General features: G+C 38.9%; 16 protein-coding genes, 6 tRNA genes and 1 pseudogene. 12 read left to right on the top strand and 11 right to left on the bottom strand.

Translation table 11 applies throughout. The annotated features are described in order from the left end of the window. Positions 1–41: 41 nt before the first annotated feature. Positions 42–998 (bottom strand): AAA family ATPase, encoded by a 957-nt coding sequence (locus FH971_RS06470; protein WP_140233758.1) that lies wholly within the window; start codon positions 996–998, stop codon positions 42–44. 248 nt (positions 999–1,246) lie between these two features. On the opposite strand from FH971_RS06470, the gene fadI reads away from it, so the two are divergent. Further along, positions 1,247–2,557, top strand: coding sequence for an acetyl-CoA C-acyltransferase FadI (gene fadI, locus FH971_RS06475; RefSeq protein WP_137221746.1), 1,311 nt, complete (start codon positions 1,247–1,249; stop codon positions 2,555–2,557). 5 nt (positions 2,558–2,562) lie between these two features. Continuing rightward, positions 2,563–4,689, top strand: coding sequence for a fatty acid oxidation complex subunit alpha FadJ (gene fadJ / locus FH971_RS06480; protein WP_140233759.1), 2,127 nt, complete (start codon positions 2,563–2,565; stop codon positions 4,687–4,689). 726 nt (positions 4,690–5,415) lie between these two features. Here the strand turns inward: fadJ and FH971_RS06490 are convergent. The 3 genes from FH971_RS06490 to FH971_RS06500 form a co-directional block, all read right to left on the bottom strand. Further along, the gene (locus FH971_RS06490) at positions 5,416–6,444 is read right to left on the bottom strand and encodes a hypothetical protein (RefSeq protein WP_140233760.1); all 1,029 of its coding nucleotides are present in this window, start codon (positions 6,442–6,444) and stop codon (positions 5,416–5,418) included. 110 nt (positions 6,445–6,554) lie between these two features. Next, positions 6,555–10,868: an EAL domain-containing protein gene (locus tag FH971_RS06495; RefSeq protein WP_167495987.1), complete on the bottom strand. Its 4,314-nt coding sequence runs from the start codon at positions 10,866–10,868 to the stop codon at positions 6,555–6,557. A 291-nt stretch (positions 10,869–11,159) separates the two neighbouring features. Beyond that, positions 11,160–13,949 (bottom strand): insulinase family protein, encoded by a 2,790-nt coding sequence (locus FH971_RS06500; RefSeq protein ID WP_140233762.1) that lies wholly within the window; start codon positions 13,947–13,949, stop codon positions 11,160–11,162. A 188-nt stretch (positions 13,950–14,137) separates the two neighbouring features. Between FH971_RS06500 and sixA the strand changes: the two genes are divergently transcribed. Beyond that, a complete protein-coding gene (sixA, locus tag FH971_RS06505; protein WP_140233763.1) occupies positions 14,138–14,611 on the top strand; it encodes a phosphohistidine phosphatase SixA in 474 nt (157 codons plus the stop codon). A 93-nt stretch (positions 14,612–14,704) separates the two neighbouring features. On the opposite strand, the gene smrB is transcribed toward sixA, so the two are convergent. Continuing rightward, the gene (gene smrB, locus FH971_RS06510) at positions 14,705–15,232 is read right to left on the bottom strand and encodes an endonuclease SmrB (RefSeq protein ID WP_140233764.1); all 528 of its coding nucleotides are present in this window, start codon (positions 15,230–15,232) and stop codon (positions 14,705–14,707) included. 79 nt (positions 15,233–15,311) lie between these two features. Between smrB and prmB the strand changes: the two genes are divergently transcribed. From prmB to FH971_RS06545, 7 genes and pseudogenes are all read left to right on the top strand, one after another. Beyond that, a complete protein-coding gene (gene prmB, locus FH971_RS06515) occupies positions 15,312–16,256 on the top strand; it encodes a 50S ribosomal protein L3 N(5)-glutamine methyltransferase (RefSeq protein WP_140233765.1) in 945 nt (314 codons plus the stop codon). Positions 16,257–16,312: 56 nt separating this feature from the next. Further along, positions 16,313–17,406: pseudogene (gene aroC, locus FH971_RS06520) on the top strand (chorismate synthase). Next, positions 17,406–18,587, top strand: a complete 1,182-nt coding sequence (locus FH971_RS06525; protein ID WP_140233766.1) for an MFS transporter — start codon at positions 17,406–17,408, stop codon at positions 18,585–18,587. The pseudogene aroC and the gene FH971_RS06525 overlap by 1 nt, the downstream one beginning before the upstream one ends. Positions 18,588–18,639: 52 nt before the next feature. Then, positions 18,640–19,794, top strand: coding sequence for an ATP-NAD kinase family protein (locus FH971_RS06530; protein WP_140233767.1), 1,155 nt, complete (start codon positions 18,640–18,642; stop codon positions 19,792–19,794). Between the two features lie 3 nt (positions 19,795–19,797). Beyond that, positions 19,798–20,076 carry a YfcL family protein gene (locus FH971_RS06535; RefSeq protein WP_140233768.1) on the top strand — a complete coding sequence of 93 codons (279 nt, stop codon included), beginning with the start codon at positions 19,798–19,800 and terminating at the stop codon, positions 20,074–20,076. A gap of 23 nt (positions 20,077–20,099) precedes the next feature. Then, complete coding sequence (locus FH971_RS06540) at positions 20,100–20,642, top strand: RNA methyltransferase (RefSeq protein ID WP_140233769.1); 543 nt, start codon at positions 20,100–20,102, stop codon at positions 20,640–20,642. Between the two features lie 436 nt (positions 20,643–21,078). After that, the gene (locus FH971_RS06545) at positions 21,079–21,441 is read left to right on the top strand and encodes a rhodanese-like domain-containing protein (RefSeq protein ID WP_140233770.1); all 363 of its coding nucleotides are present in this window, start codon (positions 21,079–21,081) and stop codon (positions 21,439–21,441) included. A gap of 421 nt (positions 21,442–21,862) precedes the next feature. Here FH971_RS06545 and FH971_RS06550 read toward each other — a convergent pair. The 6 genes from FH971_RS06550 to FH971_RS06570 all read right to left on the bottom strand — a co-directional run bounded on the left by FH971_RS06550 (position 21,863) and on the right by FH971_RS06570 (position 22,859). Beyond that, positions 21,863–21,938 (bottom strand) — tRNA-Met (locus FH971_RS06550). A 68-nt stretch (positions 21,939–22,006) separates the two neighbouring features. Then, positions 22,007–22,082: transfer RNA gene (locus FH971_RS06555), tRNA-Met, on the bottom strand. Positions 22,083–22,264: 182 nt separating this feature from the next. Then, positions 22,265–22,340 (bottom strand) — tRNA-Met (locus tag FH971_RS06560). A gap of 181 nt (positions 22,341–22,521) precedes the next feature. Further along, positions 22,522–22,597: transfer RNA gene (locus tag FH971_RS06565), tRNA-Met, on the bottom strand. 45 nt (positions 22,598–22,642) lie between these two features. Continuing rightward, positions 22,643–22,738, bottom strand: a tRNA-OTHER gene (locus FH971_RS20370). Positions 22,739–22,783: 45 nt separating this feature from the next. Continuing rightward, positions 22,784–22,859: transfer RNA gene (locus FH971_RS06570), tRNA-Met, on the bottom strand. Between the two features lie 295 nt (positions 22,860–23,154). Between FH971_RS06570 and rlmKL the strand changes: the two genes are divergently transcribed. Then, positions 23,155–25,293: a bifunctional 23S rRNA (guanine(2069)-N(7))-methyltransferase RlmK/23S rRNA (guanine(2445)-N(2))-methyltransferase RlmL gene (gene rlmKL / locus FH971_RS06575; protein ID WP_140233771.1), complete on the top strand. Its 2,139-nt coding sequence runs from the start codon at positions 23,155–23,157 to the stop codon at positions 25,291–25,293. Next, on the top strand, positions 25,280–25,516 hold the full coding sequence (locus FH971_RS06580) for a glutaredoxin family protein (protein WP_140233772.1): 237 nt from the start codon (positions 25,280–25,282) through the stop codon (positions 25,514–25,516). The genes rlmKL and FH971_RS06580 overlap by 14 nt, the downstream gene beginning before the upstream one ends.

Raw genomic sequence — 25,516 nt, forward strand, 5'->3', positions numbered from 1 at the left:
AGCCTGATCATGCTTAATAATAGGTGTTCGAATGGGAACATTTACGGTACAGCAACTTGGCTTAGTATGTGATCAATTACCTGATCAGCCGTAACGCCTTCAGCTTGAGCTTGGTAACTGAGTAACAAACGGTGTCGTAACACATTGGGCGCTACAGCTTGAATATCTTCTGGTGATACAAAATCTCGCTCATATAACCAAGCACGTGCTCTTGCACAACGTTCTAATGAGATCGTTGCGCGCGGGCTTACACCATATTCAAGCCATTTTGCTAGTTCAGCGCTGTAGCGGGCAGGTTGGCGCGTTGCCATCACAATTTCAACAATATACTTTTCTAAGGGTTCAGCTAAATAAATCTCTAATGCTTGGTCCCGTGCAGCAAACACATCGGCTTGGGCGACGGGCTCTATTGTTGGTAATTGATGCGTTTTGGCCTCATTACGGGATTGGCGTAAAATTTCAAATTCAGTTTCAGCGCTAGGGTAATCAAGGTTTAAATGCATTAAGAAACGATCTAACTGCGCTTCTGGCAGCGGATAAGTCCCTTCATTTTCTAGCGGGTTTTGTGTTGCCATCACTAAAAACAGTTCCGGTAAAGGATAACTGTGTTTACCTACGGTAACTTGGCCTTCAGCCATTGCCTCTAATAAAGCCGATTGTACTTTGGCTGGGGCACGGTTAATTTCATCTGCAAGGATTAAATTATGGAAAATAGGTCCGGCTTCAAATTCAAATGTGCCCGTTTGTTGACGGTAAATATCAGTACCCGTTAAATCGGCTGGCAGTAAATCAGGCGTAAACTGGATACGGTGAAACTCGCCTTCGACACCGTCACATAATGCTTTTACTGCGCGGGTTTTGGCTAAACCTGGTGGGCCTTCAACTAATAAATGTCCGTTGGCGATAAGTGCTATCAGCAAGTTTTCTGTTAATACGGGCTGACCTAACACTACTGTATCTAAATAGGTGCGAAGTGAGTGGAAACGACTTAACGGCATAGCAGTACTCAATTTATTTAGTTGGTATTGGGGTTATTAGAACCTATGTTATGAATTCTATTGGTTTTTGGCTAGTAGGATTAACACTATTTAACTTTTTACTAGGCAGATAGTTGTAAACGCCTGTTTAAAACTATTCAATAAAAAGTTAGAATCAGATCACACTTTGATGGTCTGACCAGATTATCTAACAAAATAGAAACTTACCGGCGGAGCCGAGTTGAGCTAACAATAATAGAGGGTGGCATATGAGTGATAGACAACAAGTAACAAATTCCCGGGGCGAACGCATTGCGATTGTTGCTGGTTTACGAACACCATTTGCGAAACAAGCAACTGCTTTTCATGGCGTGAATGCGTTGGATATGGGCAAAATGGTGGTAAATGAGTTGCTGTCTCGCTCTGAAATTGACCCTAAATTAATAGAACAACTTGTATTTGGCAAAGTGGTACAGATGACCGCCGCGCCAAATATTGCGCGTGAAATTGTGTTAGGAACTGGGATGAATGTCAATACAGATGCTTATTCTGTTACTCGCGCTTGTGCGACTAGTTTCCAGTCTACTGTTAATGTGGCTGAGTCAATCATGACCGGTAATATTGAAATTGGTTTAGCGGGTGGTTCTGATTCGTCTTCTGTATTACCTATTGGAGTATCAAGAAAACTGGCTCATGCTTTAGTCGATCTAAATAAAGCGCGTTCGTTTAAAGAGAAATTTGCGATTGCACGTCGTTTGGGGTTGAAAGATCTTTTACCTGTACCGCCAGCCGTTGCTGAGTATTCAACAGGCTTGTCTATGGGACAAACAGCAGAACAGATGGCAAAGACTTATCATATCAGTCGTGCAGATCAAGATGCATTAGCCCACAGGTCGCATACTTTGGCGACAGAAGCTTGGAATGCAGGTGTTCTTCGTGATGAAGTGATGACAGCCCACATTGCTCCATACAAGCATTTTATTGATCGCGATAATAATATTCGTGAAAATTCAGTTTTAGAATCTTATGCTAAATTACGTCCAGCCTTTGACCGTAAACACGGCACAGTAACAGCGGCCAACAGCACACCGTTAACCGATGGTGCATCTGCGATTATTCTAATGAGTGAAGGTCGTGCTAAGGCCTTAGGTTATCAACCAATAGGTTTCATTAAGAGTTATGCGTTTACTGCTATTGATGTTTGGCAAGATATGTTGATGGGGCCTTCATATGCCACACCATTAGCATTAAAACGTGCTGGTATGGAATTAGAAGATTTAACGCTGATTGAGATGCACGAAGCATTTGCTGCACAAACTTTAGCAAACATGCAAATGTTCGGTTCTAAAAAGTTTGCCCAAGAAAAACTAGGTCGCAATCGTGCTATTGGCGAAATCGACATGAGTAAGTTTAATGTATTAGGCGGTTCACTGGCTTATGGCCATCCTTTTGCGGCAACGGGTACTCGTTTGATCACTCAAGTATGTCGTGAGCTTAAACGCCGCGGTGGTGGTACTGGTTTAGCAACTGCTTGTGCTGCAGGTGGTTTAGGCGTAGCAATGATTTTAGAGGTGGAGTAATGAGCATGGAAAAAACATTTAATTTAGCTCGTCGTGACGATGGTATTGCGATTTTAACCATGGATGTTCCAGGTGAAACCATGAACACGTTAAGAGCAGAGTTTGGTCCTGAAATTACAGAAATTTTAGCTGAAGTAAAAGCTGATCCAAGTATTACAGGTTTGGTGGTTATTTCTGGTAAGGCTGATTCCTTTGTTGCGGGTGCCGACATTAGCATGCTTGCGGCGTGTAAGAGTGAGGCGGATGCTAAGGCATTGTCACAACAAGGTCATGTATTATTTTCTGAACTTGAAGGATTATCGATTCCTGTTGTTGCTGCTATAAATGGTGCTTGTTTAGGTGGAGGTTTAGAATTAGCGCTAGCATGTCATTTACGTATATGCAGTGATGATAAAAAAACCATGTTAGGTTTGCCAGAAGTACAACTGGGTCTGCTGCCTGGTACGGGCGGTACTCAGCGATTACCACGTTTAGTTGGTATTACTACAGCACTGGATATGATGCTAACCGGTAAACAAATTCGTCCTAAACAAGCACTGAAAATGGGTTTAGTGAATGATGTAGTTCCCAATTCTATTTTGCTTGAAACCGCGATTGAGTTGGCGAAGAAAGGCAAGAAAGCGGCTAAACCTGTTGTTCAATCTAAAATTAATCAGTTTTTAGAATCAACATCATTTACCCGAGACATTATTTTTGATCAAGCACGCAAGCAAGTACTCAAGAAAACTCAAGGTAATTATCCTGCACCAGCCAAGATTATTGACTGCGTTCGTCAAGGTATGAGTAAAGGTGTGTTGAAAGGCCTAGAAGTTGAAGCCACCCATTTTGCTAATTTGGTGATGTCTAAGGAATCTGCCGCATTAAGAAGTTTGTTCTTTGCTACGACTGAAATGAAAAAAGAGACCGGTGCTGAAGGTGCTGAACCTCGTGAAGTCAAAAAAGTGATGGTGATAGGTGGCGGCTTAATGGGCGGCGGTATTGCGTCTGTGACAACCACTAAGGCTAAGATACCTGTTCGTGTTAAAGATATTTCTGAGCAAGGTTTGAGTAATGCCTTAGCCTATGCTTATAAGCTATTAGATAAAGGGGTTAAGCGTCGTCATATGACGCCTGCCGTTCGCGATAATATCATGTCGTTAATGACAACAACCACCGAGTATAATGGGGTTAAAGATGCTGATATTGTTGTTGAGGCAGTATTTGAAGATTTAGCATTGAAACATCAAATGGTGAAAGATGTTGAGCGTGAGTGTGGTGAAAACACCATTTTCGCATCCAATACCTCATCGTTACCCATTGGACAAATTGCCGAAGCAGCAAGCCGTCCTGAAAATGTGATTGGTTTACATTACTTCTCTCCAGTAGAAAAAATGCCATTAGTTGAAGTGATTGCTCATAAAACAACATCACCTGAAACCATTGCCACAACGGTGGCCTTTGCTCGTAAGCAAGGTAAAACGCCAATTGTTGTACAAGACGGTGCAGGTTTCTATGTTAACCGTATTCTTGCACTTTATATGAATGAAGCGGCACAGCTATTACTAGAAGGCCAGCGAATAGAACATATCGACAGTGCCTTAGTTAAATTTGGTTTCCCTGTCGGCCCAATGACATTGCTCGATGAAGTGGGTATTGACGTTGGCGCTAAGATTTCGCCTATTTTAGAAAAAGAGTTAGGCGATAGATTCAAAGCACCTGCGGCTTTTGACAAATTATTAGCTGATGAACGTAAAGGCCGCAAGAATGGTAAAGGTTTCTATCAATATGGCCCTAAAGCGAAAAAAGCCAAGTTGGTTGATGAGTCTGTTTATAAGGTGTTGGATATTGCAATCGCTTCAAATAAAGAAGCGAAAGAAGTGGCTGAGCGTTGTACCATCCAAATGTTAAATGAAGCTGTTCGTTGTCTTGAAGAGGGGATTATCGCTTCAGCTAGAGACGGTGATATTGGCGCCATATTTGGCATCGGTTTCCCGCCATTTCTTGGTGGGCCATTCCGTTATATTGATACTTTAGGTGCCGCCAATTTAGTGACAACGTTACATCGTTACCAAACACTCTACGGTGATCGTTTTGCACCATGTGATACGTTAGTAAACATGGCTAATGATGGAAGTTTATTTTATAAAAAATAAAGTAAATGCTTCTATCTGATAGCTTTTTAGTTATCGGTTTGTAAAAAAGCGGCAAGTTATTGCCGCTTTTTTATTGTATAAAGGCATTCTTTTGCCTGATTTTTAATCAATGCGATACTTCTTTTCGGTATAGTACACATTCTAAAGTATTATAATGTTATTCCATCATATGAATTTAACTTCTGAATTAAGCCTTAATAGCTAAAATCATCTAATATTAAGGTTATTCTTTACGAGTCTAAGAAGAGTCGTAGGGATTAGATTAACTGAGTTGTTTGAGGTTCTGTGAGAATGTTGTTCAATGGGTTATTTTTGCTTTTAGTATCAAAATGTAAGTAGTGGCTTTTTATTTGGATTTGCTGCTTATAAACATGGACTAGCTGTAAAGCGCTGGGGATGCTTTGGCTGTATTCTAGAGCTACTTACTTGCCCTTTATTTAGTATGCATAAACGCTTAGTTGATGTGAATATATGGCGACATGGCCGATATAGAATAGATTGCTAAACTCATTTAAGCGGGCTGTTCAATATTCAGAAAACAAAAAAGGAGCTTAAGCTCCTTTTCTATGGCTGATGGTTAATCATCAGTATCTTACGAATTACTTCCACCAAGCTCTTGCTTGGATAACTTCAAGGTGGTTTAAACCTTCAGGTAATTTTACTTTTTTGCGAGCTGGTTTTGCTAAACCAAGTGCTATTTTTAGAGAAGTAAACATAGGGTTCTCCTTAAGCTGTTTGGGTGTTTAAAACTTTAATTGCAGGAATACTAGCTGTTTGTGTATCTAGGACTTTAATCGCTGGGATACTAGCTGTTTGTGTATCTAGGACTTTAATAGCTGGGATACTAGCTGTTTGCATATCAAGCACTTTAATTGCAGGAATGCTAGCTGTTTGCGTATCAAGCACTTTGATTGCTGGGATACTAGCTGTTTGAGTATTTAGAACTTTAATTGCAGGAATGCTAGCTGTTTGCGTATCAAGCACTTTGATTGCTGGAATACTAGCCATTTGAGTATTTAGAACTTTAATTGCAGGAATGCTAGCTGTTTGCGTATTAAGCACTTTGATTGCTGGAATACTAGCCATTTGAGTATTTAGAACTTTAATTGCAGGAATGCTAGCTGTTTGCATATCAAGCACTTTGATTGCTGGAATACTAGCCATTTGAGTATTTAGAACTTTAATTGCAGGAATGCTAGCTGTTTGCGTATCAAGCACTTTGATTGCTGGAATACTAGCCATTTGCGTATTTAGAACTTTAATTGCAGGAATGCTAGCTGTTTGCGTATCAAGCACTTTGATTGCTGGAATACTAGCCATTTGAGTATTTAGAACTTTAATTGCAGGAATGCTAGCTGTTTGCATATCAAGCACTTTGATTGCTGGAATACTAGCCATTTGAGTATTTAGAACTTTAATTGCAGGAATGCTAGCTGTTTGCGTATCAAGCACTTTGATTGCTGGAATACTAGCCATTTGAGTATTTAGAACTTTAATTGCAGGAATGCTAGCTGTTTGCATATCAAGCACTTTGATTGCTGGAATACTAGCCATTTGAGTATTTAGAACTTTAATTGCAGGAATGCTAGCTGTTTGTATATCAAGCACTTTGATTGCTGGAATACTAGCCGTTTGAGTATTTAGAACTTTAATTGCTGGGATACTAGCCGTTCGTGTATCTAATCCATTTATCATATTAACACTACTGATAGATAATGCAGATATAACAGCTACTGTAATTATTCCTTTAATCATTTTTAATCTCTCTTATATTTAGTAATTCAAGCTCAGGGTTAAATAACAATATTATTTTGACAACTGAGTTTTAATTAGCATTTGTCGTGCCAAATATAAGAATGAATGATTTATTTTTTCGTTAAGGTGCCGTTAATAGTGTCAAATTTAAGCTTATCTGCTGTCAGCATTAGCTCAAAGTCAGCTTCTCTAATAGGCTTACTATAGATATAGCCTTGAATTTCTTCACAGTTAAGTGCTTTTAATATATTGAGTTGTGCTGTTTGTTCTACACCTTCACCAACCACTGTCAGTCCCATATTGTGAGCTATCGTAATAATAGAATCGACCATCTTGAGATCTCGGTCTGATTTATCTATATCATCAACAAAAGTTTTATCGATTTTTAAACAGTGAATAGGGAATCTTTTTAGATATGATAAAGAAGAATAGCCAGTACCAAAATCGTCAAGCGCCAGACTGACGCCCATTTTCGCTAATTGTTGCATTACTTTAATGGCCTGTTCTGGATTTTTGATGACAGTGCCTTCAGTAATCTCTAGTTCTAAGTGTTTGGCCGGTAGTTTTGTTAGTCGTAAAGTTGACTCTATTCGTTGCTGTAAATCAGGGAGTGCAAACTGCCTCGACGATAAATTGACAGCGACTCTGCCGCTAAATAGACCTAATTCGAGCCATTTTTGCGCGGCAAAACAGGCTTTTCTTAGTACAACATCGCCAATCTCTACTATTAATCCATTTTCTTCAGCTAATGGGATAAACTCATTTGGTCCAATCAGGCCTAATTTAGGATGATTGAGTCTAACTAATGCTTCCATGCCATTGAGTCGATCCATTTTTACATCTATTTTAGGTTGGTAATACACTTCAAATAAGTCATCTTTGAGTGCTTCTCGGATCAAATTTTCTATTTCTAGTTGACGTAGTGCATTTTGGTTTAATGATTCAGAATAAAATTGATAGCGATTACCACCACCTGATTTTGCGTGATACATGGCAATATCGGCTTTACGTAGTAATGCCTGCTCGTTTTGCTCATCTTCAGGATAAAGCACTATCCCAATACTAATACCTAGCACGAGTGAGTCGTTATTAAGAGTGAAAGCTGGCTTTAGACAATTTATTACTTGTGTTGCAATAGCTGCACATGATCCGATATCTGGATGTTGATCGACAAGTAAGGCGAACTCATCACCTCCTAGACGGTATAAGCTGGCATGCTTAGGAATGGCTAACTGAATTCGTTCAGCAACACCAATTAATAAGTCATCACCAATTTGATGACCTAATGAGTCATTTATACGTTTAAAATTATCTAAATCAAGCACCATCAGAGTGTGATGAACATCTTTTTTAACTAAGTTACTGAGTGTCACTTGCAAGCTAGAGCGATTAGGAAGACCTGTAAGCAAATCATTATTGGTTAGTTTTCTCAGTTCTTCTTCTTGTTGCTTACGGCGGGTTATATCGGAAAATACGCCAACATAATGACTTGTTTCACCTTGTTCATTGTATATTGCGTCAATTGTGATTTCCATTAAGAAAAAATTGTCTTTACCTTTACTTGCTTCAAGTTCACCGCTCCAACGCCCCTGTTGCTTTAGCAAGCTCCTTATTTGTTCGGAATAACTTGCTGGATAGCGAGTAAAATTAAGCGTTTCGGAGACAAACTTTTCTTTTGTTGATGCGGTCAGCTCACAACAAGCATTATTAACTTCAACAAATTGATACTTCTCATTAAGGATAAACATCCCTTCTGAGATGTTTTCAATTGCTCGCGCAAACAAACGTAATTGCTCTTCGGCTTGTTTGATATTATTAATGTCTTTAATGGTGCCAGTCATTCGCAGAGGCTGGTCTTTTTGGTCGCGCTCAACTATTTTGGCTCTGTCTAAAATCCAGATCCACTGCTGATTACGCGCCTTAACGCGATAAGCAATTTCAAAGTGATCAGTTAGGGCATTAAAGTGATCGTTTAAGGCTTTTGTCACCCGTTCTCTGTCTAGTGGGTGGATATTGCTTTCTTCATCAGGGTTACCCGAGCGACGACCGTCTTGAGGGAAGTCTAACGAGCCCCAAATGTTAGAACGGTAAATTTTGCCACTTTCGATATCCCAGTCCCACATTTCATCTCCACTGCCCCACAAGGACAGTTTTAAACGCTCTTCACTCTGGGCTATTTGTTTTTGGATTTCTCGTCGGCGAATTATAACTCTAAAAAATAAAATTATAATAAATAATATAATTATACCGTACACAAATTTGGCTTCTAAAGATAACCACCAGGGAGGTGTTACTAATATTTTAATACTTTTTATATCCGTATTTTTACTTGAGAGCTTGTTTTTTGCATATACCTTAAAAGTATATTGTCCTGCAGATAAGTTAGTGTAAGTTACATTGTTGTTTCCATTTGTAGATAACCAATTCTTTTCGAGATCTTCTAAGTAATAAAAAAACTCAAAATCGTTATTGTTTTTACCTAAAATATTAAATTTAATTGTGAATGGGTAGTCCGAATATTTTAATGTTATTTTTTCTAAGTTGTTTATAGGTTTTTTTAATATGTCAGAACCGATATTGACATGACGGTTAAATAATAGAAAGTCAGTTAGTTTTATTGTGTCTACTGTATTCTTTGACATCGCTGTTAAAATATTTTTCGGTTCTATTACACTGATCCCATCTGGCCCACCAAACAACACAGAGTCATTTAATCTTAGTAATGATTGAGTGTTGTAATCTTTCAATGCACCATTCTTAGTATTTAATGTGTGAACAATATTGGTGTCAAGATTAATAATGTAGATTTCTCTATTTGACGACGCAACCATTAAATTATTAAGGATTGCCATTGAAGAGATAATTTTTTTTCTATTAAGTATTATTGTTGGTTTTTTAACTTTATTTTTATCTATTGAAAAAATCGAATTCCGAGTGCCAAAATATATGGTGCTTTGTTTAATTGCGATATTAAAGACTATATCCTCATTAAAAACATTTGTTATGCTATTCTTTTCCCATACTAGCAATCCCGCTTGTGATGCAATCCATAATTTAGAGTCTATTTTTACCATGTCATAAATAGGGTAGTCAAGATTGGTTTTTATTTCTTCAACAACATCACCTGCTGTTGATAATATCTGTATTTCACCTTTAAAATTTGAACTGTAAATTTGGTTTGTTTCTTTGTTATATTTTATGTTGACAATTAATTCATTATTTAGTTTTTTTTCTATACCATTTTCTATGTTTATTAAATATAAACCCGATTTAGTTCCAACAAATGCAAGTTTATCTATCACTAATATTGATTTTGGCCCGTGTGGTAGAGATGTGTTAATTATATTGGTTAAGACAATATTGTTGTTATATACATATATGTTTTTTTTGTCATTAACTAAAAATATATCATCTTTATATTTTGATATAGACCATATATTGTTTGATATGCCTTTAATTGTTTTTATAAAGTTATTTTCAGGTGAGATGGTTATAAATCCATCAGTGTAGTTAGATATATAAAAGTTTTTCCCATTGGAAAATATAAAAGATTTAATGAACTTTTCATTTTCAATTCTAAGTTCACCTAATGACTTCCATTTTATTTTATTGTTAACTATTTCAAAACTGAATAACTTATTTCCATACAAGCCAATAATATTATTTGTTTGACGAGCATCTGCAGATAAACTCATGAGTTTTAATGATGATTTTTTTTTAATTTCTTTATTGAGTGAAAATAATCCTTGTTCGGTTGAAGCTATTATTTCTGAGTTTACAATTATTATATCATTAGAGTTATTCAATATTTTAGTTGTATTTTTATGATCTTTTTTGAAAATATTGCCATCATAGTTTCTAATGTAAAAAGTATCATCAACCTTTATTATGTTTTTTATTTCTTTTAGATTTTCGTCCTCAAAAACTGAATTCTCATCTTTTTTATTTTTATAAGATATAAACTTATTATTTAAACCGATGAAAATATCATCATCTTGTTTTGATATTGACCAAACAGCTTGTTCACCAATTAGGGCAGAAATACTGTTTCTAGTAAAAGTTTCTGTTTCCTTATCAAATTGAACCAGACCTTTATCCGTTCCGACTAGTAGTATGCCATTATCATCTATAAGCAAATTGCGAATAAAAGAACTGGGTAGAGAATTTGCATTATCATCAGCATAGAATTGTTTGAATTCGTTGCCATCAAAACGGTTTAACCCATTGATTGTGCCAACCCAAACGTAACCCTCTGGATCTTCAACGATGGACGTTACGGTGTCCTGGGATAAACCATCAGCAACACCATAATTAGTGTGGTTAAGCAGGATATCAAACTTTGGTTCTGTGTCATCAGCTTCAATGGCTGTTACGCCGAAGCTAAAAATAAAATAAACACAGATTAATAGTAATATTTTAGGCATAGATTTATACTTATTCTCTTTTGATGCCGCAAAGAAGTTGATGAATTGACTACTTTTTCAGAAAGCTGGCTCTTTGTCAAAAGCATGTTAACAAAAAAAGTGCGATTGATAGAATATTACTCAGTTATTACAATAAAAATTGCATAAAGTTATTTTTTAATCAATTAGTTATAATAATACTTACGTTTTATTTAGTACCTTGTACCGTTAACCTCGCTTGCTAAGCTTTGTTAACTTAACAACAACTTATTTTTCATTTTATGTTTTTCATTTTTCTGAGATAGAGATTCACTAAAACTGAAATTTATCGGCCTGCTGTTTAAACGCCTTTAAATCAACGATCATATTATCTGAACGCAAATTTGTTTGTTGATTATGCTGTTCGCCACTGTTAAACAGCACTAATCGATCGCAATTCTTACTGCGCATGTGAGCTACCATAAACTTGATTAAATCGGCTCTTGTGAGTTGTTCCACACAAGCCACAACCATTTCACGTTGATTAAATGCATAATCACGATTACCTAAGCTCACCCAATAACGTTGGCTGCGAGTTTTTAGATTGGTATCGTGTTCCATTATTTGAGCGATCATGCCTTGTTTAGTGCTTTCCCATTGTTCATTGGTAATTTGCATAACAGCATAATTAAAGTCGGCTATGAACTCGTCAATTGCTTCGAGCAGTTGTCTTGGACCTGTTGTGGGGGACTGAACATAAAAAATTAGCCCAGGGTGTCTGTTTAGTGGTAAATAACCAGTACCGACCATGTAACCTAATTGCTGCTTAGTGCGCAATTCATGGAAAAAGGTAGATGACATGGTATGGTTTAATAAACTGAATAACGCCATACGTTCCGGGGTTGCCATTCGAGATTGGTAGTAGACTATAATTGCGCTATCTTGATGATCAATGACTTTTTCTAGAAGTAATGAGCCTCTTTTATCGAGGTTGATAAGCTCGCGTGATGATTCGGCGCTGGGTTTGGTGACTAAAGACAATAGATGTTGTAAGCGTTTGCCAAGTTGTTGAGCTTCTTCAACCAGCCAATCTCCGTAAACTAAACCTTCAAGATATATCTTTTTATAAAATTCGCTTACATGATTATGTAAATCATCAAGGGTGAGTAATGCCAGTTCCTCTGCCATTCTCGCGGGTTCAAAACTTCTTTTTTGCAGCGAGACGGTTAAACTGGTAAATAATTGTGATATTGGTTTGGCTTTAGCAACATTATTCCAACTGCGTAAAATCTGGTTTTTAATCATGTTAAAGCGCTGTTCAGTAAAATTACGTTCGCGTGCTTTATTGATAATCAAGGTTAATAACTTTTCTTGGTTACCGGTAAAACCTGTTAAATGCAGCGTAATACCGCCTTGGTGAGGGTAGATATTGTAATTAAGTCCTGCAACCTCTGCTTGGTAAGTCGGCTCCGTTAGATAATCAATAAGCATTTCAACGTACAGTCTAGTTAAAGCTGCTTTTTTTGGCGTAGAGCTGGCTTGATCTGAGTCCATTGATAAGTATAAATGTCCTTTAGGAACTTTGAATTCATCATCTTTTTTGTGCCAAATACGATAGCCTTCACCTTCAGCTACTATGGTAGGTATTGGTGTATTACTTTTGTCTGCTCGAGCTCGTGGGTTGGCGACAATAAACGGATTTTTTTCAGGAAGTTTAAGTGTTTCTCTTATTGAAATTGCTGACCATTTTGCTATTTGTTGAGCCGTTAATGAGCTGACTTGGTAAGGGGTGTCATACCATTTTGCTTGACTATCAACCTGCGAGTCTTTTGCTACTGTGATGAGGCGCATATTGTTCACCGACATCATGCACAGCAATTGCTTGGTTTCATCCACAAGCATCTCATCCATACGATAGTCGCCATAAATAATGTCTTTTATATCGTAATGGTGCATGTTGATGCTGAGATGACTCGCTAAATCCAAGGTTTTGATCTGTTCTTGGAAACGAAATGCTGTATCAAGTAAATTAGCTCGTTCTTGGTAGCGCCATGTTTGAATACCTTGTTGCTTAATCAGTTCTATGTATTCAAATACACAGGATACGACTTCATCAAGCTCAGCAAATCCTTTGTCGGTTAATTGTATGCTGATTGAATAGTCTTTAAAATTGTAACCATTAACCCCACCGCCAGCAGATAAGTTATTGGCTAATCCCTGTACTTTTAAATAGGACAGTAAACTTCCCGGACTTTCATTACCAAGCAAATGGCTGATAAATGTGAGTGGTTTTCGCTTATAAAATTGATCTATCTGTGGCAGTGCGAAGCTAATACTGACTCGCTTTTGATCTTTTAACGGTACAATTTGTATATGTTTCTGTTGTTGAGCCTCCGTTATCAACGCTTCAGATGGATAGTGTTTACTTACATTTCTATTGAGGATCTTTGAAAAATATTGCTCAACGATAATGCCCAGTTCTGCTATTGGACGGGGGGCGACAACGCATAATGTCATGATATTGGCGCTGTAATGTTGTTGATAAAAAGCCAATAATTCGTCTCGAATATCTGCTTGTTTACCCGCTAAGGTTGTTTGGTTACCGACAGAAAATTTCGAGAACGGGTGTTTGGGGTTAACTGTTTCTTTTTGAACTTGGTAAACGCGGCGAATGTCATCTTTTAATTTTAAACTAAATTCAGATTCGATTGCCTGTCTTTCTCGATCAACTAATTCTAAGTCAAACTTAGGAGCAATAAAAAATTGGCTAAATCGGTCTAATGAACCTTCTAAAGCTTCTGCGTTGATACTATAGAAAAAATTAGTCTGTTCTGTGCCTGTCCACGCATTATTGTTACCACCATGTTGATTAATATAAGCATGGTATTCGCCAGAGTCTGGATATTTCTCGGTACCTAAAAACAACATGTGTTCAAGAAAATGCGCCATACCAGGTCGAGTTGCGGGATCGTCAAAATGACCAACGTTGACAGCCATAGATGCAGCTGCTTGATTTGATTGCATATCTTCAACTAACAACACTCGAAGTTGATTGTTTAATACTCGATATTGATATTGACGATGATCATTTTTGCTTTTATAAACCGCTGGAAATTCAGGCAAGAGGAGGCTCCAGAAAAGATAACTTGTTATATATTGATCTTGTTATTACTTTTTAGCAAATTACCTTGGCTTATTTTATTTAATTATCGACTAAAGTTTATCTAAATAACCCTTCTACTGGGTTTGTTGTTGCAGTGATTAGCGCTACAATTGGCAAGGAACAATAATAAAAACATCATGAGAGAAGTATGCAGCTATTTTTGATGCGTCATGGCGAAGCGAGTTTTGACGCGCCGTCAGATAAAGAGCGAAAATTAACAGAAACTGGCCGTATTGAGACTGAATTAATGGCAAATTGGTTAGCTAAACAGGTTAATCATTTTGATTTAGTCATTGTTAGCCCGTACCTTCGTGCTCAACAATCTTGGCAAGAGGTAAGTACCCACTTACCTGAACCCCGAAAATGGGTAGTTGATGATGATGTTGTTCCGTCTGGTGATCCTAAAATAGCTGTAGATATCATATTGGCTTATGCCGAACAATATAAAGCAGATAATGTGTTGGTCATTTCACATATGCCAATATTAGGCTTTATGGTGAGTGAGTTTGTTCCGAGTATGGAACCACCGTTATTTGCAACTTCTGCAGTGGCTCATATTGACATGCTTGACCAGCAAACTCGCTTTGTGGCAATGACCGTACCCCATCAGGTTGTGATGTAATAACAATATTATCTGCAATTGTTTGTAAGTAATATTGTGTGGGTATACATAAAGGTAAGTCATCACTTACCTTGTTTGCGCATACTCCCCTAATTAACGTCGGTGAGGTTGATCACCTATATCAATTAATACTAATAATGCCGCATCGCCACCCCATTCCTTTGGTGCCTGATGAAACGCTTTAACATTTGGATGTTGCGCTAACCACATTGGTGTTTGTTGCTTTAGAATCCCCATTCCATAACCGTGCATCACACAGCAACATATTGTGCTTTGCTTCACACATGCTTGGATAAGTGCTGCTAATTCAAGTTTAGCTTCTGCTTGACGCATTCCGTGTAAATCAAGCAATAGATCGGGTGAGTAATCTCCTCGTCTTAAGCGTTTTAATTCATGTTTATCTGTGTTGTTATTAATCCAACGCATAGGACCATCGACCGGCAGAAGCGGCTGATACGTATCCGAAAAATAGCTATCAGCATGGATTTGCTGTTCTTTTATTTCGAACTGTTGTTTGGCTTTGACAGGCTGTTTAAAGTGGTGAGTATCTTGCCTTAGCGGTTTGATTCCCTCTATTAATGCACTAAACAGCGATAAGTCTGAATAATTATCGTCTTTCATTAGGGTATTGTATTGAATTCTAGGTCATCTTAATAGACATCAGTTACAATAGCTCAGAACAATTTTTGAGGAGTGTGTTTTGGATAAGATCTTTGTAGATGAAGCTGTCACTGAGTTACGTACCATCGCTGATATGTTACGTTGGGCTGTCAGCCGTTTTAATGATGCCGGTATTTATTATGGTCACGGAACGGATAATGCTTGGGATGAAGCGGTTGCATTGGTTTTTGATGCATTACATTTACCCGAAGAAGTTGGCCAGCAGGTTATTTTAAGTAACTTAACCAGTAGTGAAAAACACAAAATTGTTGAGTTGATTATTCGCCGTGTACGTGAACGTTTACCGGTACCGTATTTGACCAATAAAGCTAATTTTGCAGGGCTTGAATTTTACGTCGATGAACGCGTACTTGTACCGCGTTCACCCATTGCCGAAATGATTAATAATCAATTTAGCCCTTGGTTATACAACAAACCGGTTAATCGCATTTTGGATTTATGTACCGGTAGTGCTTGTATTGCCATTGCTTGTGCCTATGCATTTGAAGACGCTGAAGTTGACGCGTTAGATATTAGCGAAGATGCACTAGAAGTCGCGCAAATTAATATTGAATCTTTGGGTGTATTAGATCGTGTTTTCCCGATGCAATCTGATTTGTTCTCGGCAATCCCAAAAGGTCAGCATTACGACTTAATTGTATCTAACCCTCCCTATGTTGATGCTGAAGATATTGGCGATATGCCTGAAGAATATCATCATGAACCCGAGATTGGGTTAGCATCTGGTAATGATGGTTTAGATTTAACCAAGCGTATCTTAGCGAATGCAGCAGATTATCTTACCGAAAGTGGTTTGCTGGTCGTTGAAGTTGGTAATTCAATGGTACATCTGATTGAGCAATATCCTGATATGCCGTTTGCTTGGGTTGATTTTGAATTTGGTGGTGATGGCGTATTTGTGTTAACCCGTGATCAGCTAGTTGAAAATGAATCACTTTTCGCCATCTATAAAGATAGTGAATAATAGCGGTAAGAATCGTACTCAATGAAGTGAATAATTAACAGAGGTAGTTAACGCACATGTCAGGAAATAGTATTGGTCAAAATTTTGTTGTTACAACATTTGGTGAAAGCCATGGTGTTGCACTAGGTTGTATCATTGATGGTTGTCCTCCAGGACTCGAGTTAACTGTTGAAGATATGCAACATGATTTAGACCGTCGTCGTCCTGGCACGTCACGCTACACAACGGCACGCCGAGAAGCTGATGAAGTGAGAATTTTGTCAGGTGTGTTTGAAGGTAAAACCACTGGCACTTCTATTGGTTTGTTGATTGAGAACACCGATCAACGCAGCCAGGATTATTCAGACATTAAAGACACTTTTCGTCCTGGTCATGCAGATTATACCTATCAACAAAAATATGGCATGCGTGATTATCGTGGTGGTGGCCGTTCGTCTGCACGTGAAACAGCAATGCGTGTTGCCGCTGGAGCCGTGCTAAAAAATACCTCAAGCAAGTTCATGGTATTGAAATTCATGGATACCTAGCTCAATTAGGACCTATAAGTGCTGACACTATTGATTTAGCTCAGATTGAGCAAAATGCATTTTTCTTCCCTGATGCCAGTAAATTAGAAGCGTTAGATGAGTACATGCGTGGCTTACGTAAATCTGGTGATTCAATAGGCGCCAAAATTACTGTTGCCGCCACTGGTGTTCCTGTGGGATTAGGCGAACCGGTATTTGATCGCCTTGATGCTGATATCGCGCATGCGTTAATGGGCATTAATGCCGTTAAAGGTGTTGAAGTTGGTGATGGTTTTGGCGTTGTTACTCAGAAAGGCTCTGAAGGTCGTGACTTAATGTCACCACAAGGTTTTGCGTCGAACCATGCTGGTGGTGTATTGGGCGGCATTTCATCTGGCCAACCTGTTGTGGCTCATATTGCGCTAAAGCCTACTTCAAGTATAAGTGTGCCAGGTCAAAGCATGACAGTGCAGGGCGAGACTATTGATATGATTACGAAAGGTCGTCATGATCCTTGTGTCGGCATTCGTGCAGTGCCTATTGCCGAAGCGATGCTCGCAATTGTGTTGATGGATCATTTATTGAGACATCGTGCGCAAAACCACGATGTGACTAGCCAAACCCCTGTAATCGGAATGCGATAATGCCTTCAGTTAAACGCGCTGAGCCAGATTTACGCTGGCTCAGCGCTTGTTATTTCTTCTTTTTCTCTATTCTTGGCATCATGGTTCCCTATTTAGGAGTATTCTTTGATAGCCGAGGTTTCAATGCCCAAGAGATAGGTTTTTTGTTGGCCATTTTAATGGCCACTCGAATTGTCGCTCCTAATGTGTGGGCGGCCGTGGCCGATCGTACTGGTATGCGTTCAGAATTGATAAAGCTTGGATCCTGTGCTGCAGCGATTACTTACATCAGTTTTTTCTTTGACGGCAGTTTCATATATCTTGCGGTTAGTTTGGCTATATACACTTTCTTTTGGAATTCTATTCTTGCTCAGTTAGAAGTGATTACGTTAGAAACGCTAGGCGATAAAGCTGAGCGTTATGGTGCTATTCGTAGCTGGGGTAGCGTAGGGTATATCGTTCTGGTCATTAGTGGTGGCCTAGCCATTGATCATTGGGGCCCAGAAGTATTGCCTTATATGGGGATGATATTGTTTTTAGGTTTGTTTGCTTGCTCATTACCGTTACCAGCTAACCGCAGTGTTGTAGTCAATAAATCTGAACGACCTAAGCTAACATTTGATGCGTCATTGGTATGGTTCATGTTGTCTGCAATGTTGCTACAGATGAGTGTCGGACCATTTTATGGCTTTTTTGTACTGTATTTAAAACAGGTTGGCTATTCTGAGACTATTGCTGGGGTGTTGGTTGCCTTAGGTGTGCTAGCCGAAATTGTTATCTTCTTTTATTCATCCCGGCTTATTCGTCAATACGGTATTCGAGTATTACTTGTTGTGAGTATTTTGTTAACAGCCGTTCGTTGGTTACTGTTAGCTTTTGGTGTTGAACACGTTTCATTATTGGTCATTAGCCAATTATTGCATGCATTTACTTTTGGTTTAGTCCATGCCGCTTCCATCCATTTTATTCACCGTCATTTTAATGTCAGTCATCGCAGCACAGGCCAAGCACTATATGCCAGTGTCAGTTTTGGTGTAGGCGGTGCCTTAGGTACCTGGATAAGTGGCATGATTTGGGGTGATGGTAGTAGTACTATGTGGGTTTGGGTATTTGCTGCCGCTTGTGCATTTTTATCTATGATAGCGGTATTGCTTATTCCCAATATTAATGGTGAAGCACCCACCAATACACTAAAAAGCTAATATTAATTGTGTTGTCGCAATACAGTAGTAATAACAGTATTAAGGAGTTGACGTGAAACGTTTTCGCTTAGGGATAATCATTAATCCATTAGCTGGCCTTGGAGGCAGTGTTGCTTTAAAAGGTTCTGATGGTGTAGCCGTAGAAGCTATTGCAAAAGGCGCTATTCCCAAAGCACAAATGCGTATGCAACAAGCTTTGAATGTTATTTTACCTTTCATGAAACAAATCGATATTATTACAGCATCTGGTGATATGGGCGGGAGCTTATGTCGTCAAATGGGCTTTTCGACTCAAGAGGTATATTCCGCGGTAGAAACTACTTCAACTGAAACAACAACAGCAATAGATACACAACATGCTGTGAAATGTTTACTCGATCATCAATTAGATTTGTTACTGTTTGCTGGTGGTGATGGTACTGCCCGTGATATTTATGCCGTGGTTGATGACTCATTTCCGGTGTTGGGCGTTCCCGCTGGTGTTAAAATTCACTCGGGTGTTTATGGTATAACCCCACATGCTTCTGGGCTCGTCGTCAGTATGTTACTCAAAGGTGAGTTAGTGAGCTTAATGTCTGCTGACATCATGGACATTGATGAGATTGCCTTTAGGCAGGGAATTGTAAAAGCGAAACGGTTTGGTGAAATGACGGTTCCTGCTGCTCCACGTTATATACAAGCCGTGAAGATGGGCGGTAAAGAGGTTGATGAATTAGTGTTGGCCGATATTGCCGCTGATGTGATCGAATCGATGGACGATGAACTTTATATCATGGGATCAGGTAGCACCGTAGCGGCAGTAATGGAAGACCTTGGCTTAGACAATACTTTGCTTGGTGTCGATGTTATTCATCATAAAAGCGTCATTGCTAAGGATGTTACAGCACAGCAATTACTCGCGTTAATCGCTGATAAAAAAATGTATCCTAGGGCCAAACTGGTGATTACCTTAATCGGCGGGCAAGGGCATATATTGGGCCGTGGCAATCAGCAGTTGTCACCGGAACTCATCCGGCAACTAGAAAAAGACGATATTTTAATCCTAGCCACAAAAACTAAGCTAAAAGCACTTGAAGGTAGACCATTAATTGTGGATAGTGGCGACCCTGAATTAGATAAAGCGCTTACTGGCTATTACAAAATAGTCACGGGTTACCATGATTACGTGATGTATCAAGTAGCCAACCCAGATTTAGTGGAGAATTAGAACATGTTAGAGCAGTACGATGCAGCATTAGAGTCTTGGATTGAAGACAGCGTTAGCCACAGCGATGACGATGCGTTATTTGCCTGTGGTTATTTACAAGGCCACGTAGCCGTAGTATTAGCCGAGTTAGAAGTCGAACCTGAACAAGATTTAGCCGCGCTTGATCAAAAGTTGGTTAAATGTCTTGCGTTGGCAAATGAAGAATTAGATGAACACGATTTTTCATTAGTGGAAGCTGCATGGCAGCAGTTACGTCAACGTATTGCCGCTCAAGCGGCATAACTTGGAATAGATAAACAGCTTTTATGGTAAATTCTCCTTTTCAACAAGTTACTATTGGTTTAGTTAACCCAAAAACGCCGGTCAATGTTGGCGGCATTATGCGAGCTGCAGGTTGTTACAATGTCGATAATGTTTGCTATACAGGCAAACGCTACGAATTAGCGGCTAAGTCGGGTGATGCCCAATACGATGTGGACACTAAAGATGCCGCCAAGCGTATCCCATTAGTTGGCGTAGAGTCACTACTTGATAGTGTGCCTGATGGCGCAACGATAGTATGTGTTGATCTTGTTGTTGGGGCGACGCCGTTGCCTTTATTTATTCATCCAGATAATGCCTTTTATATTTTCGGTCCGGAAGATGGCACCATTCCACAGCAATTAATTGATGCTGCTGATGATGTTGTGTATGTACCTACTGTCGGGTGTATGAATTTAGCCGCATCTGTGAATGTTTTGCTTTATGACCGTTTAGCTAAAACGACTCAAATCAAAGCTGATGATGAATTGATTAAGCAAAGCCGAGACAATAATAATCGCACTAAAGTGAAACACTGGTTGAAGTAACTTTTTTAAGTATACAAAAAATGCCGGATGAGAAATCATCCGGCATTTTTATTTGAGCGTGTTAAAACATAAAATACTTTGCCATAAAGGTCTGACAAGTATCACTGGGAATGTTTGTAATGTTTAATCATGGTAATGACTTGTCATGCCATGCAGCGTAATTGTATTCAAATAGCGGAGAGACTATGGGGATTTGTTAGTAATGAATGTTTGATTTGCAGCCTGTGAGATAAATACAGATCATAAGTTGATGAAAACTTGAATTATTGACTCAAGTGGTAGACGTTATAAACAGAAAGACCATTATAAAAGACCTTTAAGTGAAAATAATGAGATTTGTGCTAATCGTCATTAGATTGATGACTTAGTCAGGTTTGAACGTTCTGAATGAAGTTTTTTAGGACTTCATTTTAGGACTCATATTAGGAATGTATATATGCCGATATTAAAGAAACTGTTCCAGTGGCTACCGCTTGGGAAAGTGCCCGAAATGAGCGCCCCAGAGGTGTATAAACGCCTACAAAAAAATGATATTCAGATTGTAGATGTTCGGTCTAAAATGGAATGGGACAAATCACATATTGAAGGCTCGTTAAACCTGCCTATTACATCGTTTTCAATTGAAAAAATAAAACAGCTTGGTCTATCACAAGACCTAACAACTGTTGTTATTTGTTTATCAGCTCATCGAAGTATTCCAGGGGTTAGAAAACTCAAACAGTTTGGACTTGATGAAGTATATCAACTTGAAGATGGAATGCTTAGCTGGTGGAAATTATCGCTGCCAACATCGAAATAAAATGCTAACAATAAGCCAATATGTTGTTCGATTCTTGGTGATAATTATTGTCTTGAAGTTATAACCGTTTTCAACTTTGAGCTTGACGAGTTTGGAGCCGGGTTTATGATGCGCTTTTAGGTAAGAATGGATATTTACTAATAGAAAATGATTGTGGGAGCAGGGCTTGATAAAAAGCTACGACCTTCAATTCTTTATTGATAAAAAGCTGAACCCGATAAATCTAGTTAGGTGCTGTTCTTATGATGTGATTTTAGGTAAGAATGGATATTTACTAATAGAAAATGGTTGCGGGAGCAGGACTTGATAAAAGACTACGACCTTCGACTTTTTGTTTATAAAATCTTAGCCAGACGAATCTAGTTAAGTGCTTTTTTTATGATGTGATTTTAGGTAAGAATAGATATTTACTAATAGAAAATGGTTGCGGGAGCAGGACTTGAACCTACGACCTTCGGGTTATGAGCCCGACGAGCTACCAACTGCTCCATCCCGCGTCCGATAAACGCTATCAATTATTTTAATTCTATTGATTAAGAATACATTATCTTCTACTTTTCAAAATTGGTTGCGGGAGCAGGACTTGAACCTACGACCTTCGGGTTATGAGCCCGACGAGCTACCAACTGCTCCATCCCGCGACTGATTTTGACTGCGTTTAATTATTCTTATCAATAAGAAAGTCGTTGCGGGAGCAGGACTTGATAAAAACTACGACCTTCGACTCTTTATTGATAAAAAGCTGAGCCCGACGAATTACCAATTACTAATGCCGCGTCCGATAAACGCTATCAATTGTTTTAATTCTATTGACTAAAGAAAGTGGTTGCGGGAGCAGGACTTGAACCTACGACCTTCGGGTTATGAGCCCGACGAGCTACCAACTGCTCCATCCCGCGTCCGATAAACGCTATCAATTATTTTAATTCTATTGATTAAAGAATTGGCTGCAGGAGCAGTACTTGATAAAAAACTACGACCTTCGACTCTTTATTGATAAAAAGCTAAGTCCGACGAATTACCAACTTCTAACACCGTGTCCGATAAGACTAGACATTTAATATTCTTATTACTAAGAATTGGTTGCGGGAGCAGGACTTGAACCTACGACCTTCGGGTTATGAGCCCGACGAGCTACCAACTGCTCCATCCCGCGTCCGATAAACGCTATCAATTGTTTTAATTCTATTGATTAAAGAATTGGTTGCGAGAGTAGGGCTTGATAAAAAACTACGACCTTCGACTCTTTATTGATAAAAAGCTGAGTCCGACGAATTACCAACTGTTCCATCCCGCGTCCGATAAACGCTATCAATTGTTTTAATTCTATTGACTAAAGAAATGGTTGCGGGAGCAGGACTTGAACCTACGACCTTCGGGTTATGAGCCCGACGAGCTACCAACTGCTCCATCCCGCGTCCGATAAACGCTGCTTTAATTCATTCTATCAAACTTGCTAGTTAACGTGTTTAACAGTCTGCTTCAAAGCGGGGCGAACTATAGCGATCTCGCTTTATATTTGCAAGCAAAATCTAGGCGCTTGTAATTTGTTTGCTGGTAAAATAAGCGAGTCACTGCTTTATCGTACGATATTACCAAATTAGCCCTAAAATAAGCTAATTTAACCGCCCATTTCGATAAGTCGTTGGGGTTATGTGTTTGAGCAGGTATAATGCTGCACTGAATTTTGCGTAACCGATGACTGACTAATACATGTTTAATTTTTTTGCTGCTGCCCCAAAGGGTTTCGAATATAGCCTTGCTTCTGAACTTAAAGAGTTTGGAGCCACCGACGTCAAAGAAAGTGTTGCCGGAGTGTATTTTACTGCATCTCTAGAGCTGGCTTATCGAATTACATTATGGACCCGTTTAGCGAGTCGTATCGTATTAGTGATCTATAAAGGTGCTTGTGATTCTGCTGAGCAACTTTATAACGCAGCATACTGCATTGATTGGCCATCACATTTTTCCCATAAAAAAACCTTCAGTATTGATTTTCACGGCACGGGTGGATTTATTAACAACACTCAATTTGGTGCGTTGAAAATTAAAGATGCTGTAGTTGACCGTTTTCGTGATGATGGTACACCTCGTCCGGATGTAGAACGTGTTAATCCAGATTTTAAAATTGATGCTCATTACCGTAACGGTCAACTGACTATTTCAATGAACTTCTCTGGCGCCTCTTTACATCAGCGTGGATACCGTTCAACTACGGGTGAAGCACCATTAAAAGAAAATCTCGCTGCTAATATGTTGGTACGCAGTGGTTGGCAAGCGAACCCTATTACTGTACTTGACCCATTTTGTGGTAGTGGAACGGTACTAATTGAAGCTGCATTAATGGCTGCCGATATTGCACCAGGGTTAAAACGCGAGAAATTTGGTTTCGAAAATTGGCAAAGTCACAATAAAGCAATGTGGCAGGTTATTTTTGACGAAGCTCAAGCGCGTGCAACATTGGGCAAAACTCGTTGTAAACTCAAATTTTACGGTTCAGACATAGAACCTCACCTGATTTCTATCGCTAAGCGCAATGCTGAAAATGCTGGTGTGGCTGAATTAATTGAATTTTGCGTGTCAGATGCACTCGATGTCACTCCACCAGTGAGTGAAGGCTTTTTGATTTCTAATCCTCCTTATGGTGAGCGTTTAGGTAATGTGACTGAACTTTTACAACTCTACTACCAATTAGGTGACAAGTTTAAGAAAGAGTTTGGTGGCTGGAAAATTGCCATGTTGTGCAGCGATATTGAACTAATTTCTTCTCTAAAACTTAAAGCCGATAAGCAGATGAAAATGTTTAACGGTGCATTAGAGTGCGCGTTCAATATTTACACTTTGCATGCTAAAAGTACTCGCCGAGATGTACCGGTATTGCCAGAAGGCGTTGATATTACCGACATCGCTCCAGCATTTGCTAATCGCATTAAAAAGAATGTTAAACAATTTGCTAAATGGGCTAAAAAAGAGCGTATCGACAGCTACCGATTATATGATGCCGATTTGCCAGAATATAATGTCGCGATTGATAAATATGTCGATTATGTGGTTATTCAAGAATACTCAGCACCAGCAACGATCCCAGAAGCGGTTACTAAACGCCGTATTAGTGATGTGTTATTAGCGTTGCCTGGTGCTTTAGGTATCCATCCAGATCGTATTACGTTAAAAACCCGTGAGCGTCAAAAAGGTGCTAGCCAGTATCAAAAGATTGATGAACGTAAAGTTGAAGTTATTACACAAGAATACGGTGCTAAATTTAAACTCAACTTAACGGGGTATTTGGATACTGGTTTGTTCCTTGATCACCGTGTTACACGTAAGTTGGTTGGCGATAAATCTAAGGGTAAGAATGTCCTTAACTTATTCGCATATACTGGTTCTGCCTCTGTACATGCGGCTATTGGTGGGGCTAAATCGGTCACAACCATCGATATGTCCAACACCTACATCACTTGGGCTAAAGAAAATTTTGCCTTAAATGGATTGTCGGGTAAACAATACGACTTTATTCAAGCAGACTGTTTACAGTGGATCAAAGACAACAGCCAACAGAAGTTTGATCTAATTTTTATTGATCCTCCTACGTTTTCAAATTCAAAACGTATGGAAGACAGTTGGGATGTTCAACGTGACCATGCTGAAATGTTAGGTGAACTGATTAAGCTGTTGTCTCCAAATGGCGAGCTTATATTTTCAAATAACAAACGTAAATTTAAAATGGATATTGAAGCGCTAAATCAAGCTGGTATCGACGTGACCAATATCGACCATTTATGTTTACCGCTGGATTATAAACGTAATCCGCATATTCATAATGTGTGGTTACTGACCCATGCAAAAAAATAGTTCAATAACGTACGTGCTTTATTACACCGAGGGTTGTCATCTGTGTGACATAGCCCAAGCTTTGATTGAACAAACTGCTATCAATTATCAACATATTGATATTTGCGAGAACGAATCACTTGCCGAACGTTACGGTATGAGTATTCCGGTATTTGTACAGGGTAAACGTGAACTATTTTGGCCTTTTGATGCCGAGCAATTACAAGAATTTTTAGGAGATTAG

The sequence above is a fragment of the Shewanella polaris genome (assembly GCF_006385555.1).
Taxonomy (GTDB): domain Bacteria; phylum Pseudomonadota; class Gammaproteobacteria; order Enterobacterales; family Shewanellaceae; genus Shewanella; species Shewanella polaris.